This window comes from Corynebacterium sp. HMSC064E10 (assembly GCF_001812505.1).
Taxonomy (GTDB): domain Bacteria; phylum Actinomycetota; class Actinomycetes; order Mycobacteriales; family Mycobacteriaceae; genus Corynebacterium; species Corynebacterium amycolatum.
This window is the reverse complement of the sequence record NZ_KV809167.1, coordinates 1-2,183: the sequence shown is the minus strand read 5'-3', so window position 1 is coordinate 2,183 and position 2,183 is coordinate 1. Positions and strand designations below refer to the sequence as shown.

The window sequence follows — 2,183 nt, the reverse complement described above, 5'->3', positions numbered from 1 at the left end:
CTTTTGTTTTACCCACAAGTAAACAACATTCAATCGATAGATGTCGTAGCTTATGTCTCGGTGATAGCCATTGATTTTGCTTGGTTGTGGGTATTTGGAAGGGGCCCGGTGCGCAGTAGACCGGTCGCGGAGGCTCCTCGAATTCTGGCTCTTAGCTTGTTGGCGTGTGCGATTCATCCATTGCACTTCTGTGACTATCACCGCCACTCATCCCTACATACTGATACCCCGGTCCAATTGAGGCTTTATTACCAAGCTGTCCAAATAGGGAGACATACGCTTACTTAGTAGTCAGCTCTGATCTTCGACTCGTACCTACGAGATGCTGTGGCGGCGTCCTCGATCGCGCCAAAAGAAAATCCCGTATAGGTGAGGTATTGCCTGCGCCCATACGGGAGGGTGTCGTATTTAGTTAAGTTAGCCCTGTCTGGGATTAAGCTATGCAGTCGCGCTAATCAAAGTACCGAGGTTAGTTATTACTGCTCGGCTTAGCCGACGGGACGTCTCCGTAGCCGTCGTGGTCCTTATCTTCAGAGTTAATACCTCCGCGGAAGGTGTCGTGAGCACTCGGAGTAACGGCGTGCGGTGCACGGTCGGCGGTGTTGAACAAAAGATTCAAGATGATAGCAGCGACGGAACCTACGCAGATACCTGAAGCCATAAACGTTTGCGCCCATGCCGGTAGTCCGGAGAATAGTTCGGGCGATACAGCAGGAAGTAATGCCAATGCCAACGGAATACCCACGACAATCACGTTGGATTCAGTGAACTTAACCTTGGATAGAGTGCGGACGCCCGATGCTGCGACCATACCGAACAAGGCGATACCGGCACCTCCCAAAACTGGAGCTGGGATAGCGGCAACGAGAGCGGCCGTCTTTGGAATCAAACCCAGGATCAGCAGCATTCCACCTGCAGCTGCGGTAACCCATCGGGAACGTACGCCCGTGATGGATAGGACGCCAATGTTCTGGGCAAACGCCGTGTATTGGAAGGTATTGAAAATACCGCCAATTACGGTCGCAGCACCGTCGGCACGCAGTGTGTCGGCAATACGGTGATTATCAATCTCGGATTCGGTAATCTCGCCGATTGCAAGTACGTCGCCAGTCGCTTCGACCATAGTCACAAGCGAAACAATGCACATGGCAAATACAGCCGAGAGGACGAATTCAGGCATGCCAAAGTAGAATGGATGCGTCAACCCGAAGACGGGTGAGTCCTTAGTTCCAGACCAATCCACCATTCCCAATGGAATGCATAGCAGCAATCCGGAGATCATGCCCACTAGAACGGCAATGCGGGCGAGCCATTCTGGTGCCCATCGCTCAATACTGAGAATTAAGACCAACACAAACGCAGCTACTGCCAAGTTTTGAGGTGCGCCGAAATCTGGAGTGTCCTTGACTTCAGCACCGCCACCAACCCAGTCGGCTGCGACTGGCATAAGCGTCGTGCCGATAATCAATAGCACCGTGCCAGTGACCAACGGCGGAAATAGGCGTAGAAGCGACGCAAAAAGCGGTGCAAAGAGCATCATGAAAATGCCCGATGCAATCACCGAACCGTAGATTGCGGGCACGCCGTATTGCGATCCGATAGTAACCATCGGAATCGCGGCAGAGAAGGTACTGCCCTGAATCAGTGGTAGTCGCACACCAAATCGCCAAATACCCACCGACTGGACGATGGTGGCGATGCCTGCAACAAACAGGTCCGCAGCAATTAGGTGCGGAATATCGGATGGGGACATACGCCCGGCATCCACAAGTGCCCAGCCCACGAAAAGCGGGACTGCCACCGCGCCTGCATACGCGGCGAGCACATGTTGAAAGCCGAGTATAAGCAGTTTCACATGGCCCGGATACTCATCGACCGGATGAACCGTCTGAGTATCGGTCTTCGTTGATGTAGTCACAGTTCGACTTTAGTTCCCTAGTCCAGGTTTTCCTCACTGGAGCTTTCTATTGGGGTGGTTTCGCTCCATCTCGCTTTACGACGAGGCCATCGGGCCACGTCACTTTGCTGAGATAACTCGTGAGTGTGCGTGGGAAGCCGCTGAACGAATGCATTGCGGAACAGCTTTAAGTGAAACTCTAGAGTTATGGTCTTCTATTAGCTCGAAAATACTCTAGAAAGGTGTTGTGACCTGGGGGTTCGCTTTATGTGTGAAGTGTGTGTAA

1 protein-coding gene is annotated in these 2,183 nt (G+C 52.5%); it reads right to left on the bottom strand.

Annotation, left to right across the window (positions count from 1 at the left end; translation table 11 throughout):
* Positions 1-469: 469 nt before the first annotated feature.
* Positions 470-1,918 (bottom strand): nucleobase:cation symporter-2 family protein, encoded by a 1,449-nt coding sequence (locus HMPREF2860_RS00020; protein WP_070628388.1) that lies wholly within the window; start codon positions 1,916-1,918, stop codon positions 470-472.
* Between the last annotated feature and the right edge of the window lie 265 nt (positions 1,919-2,183).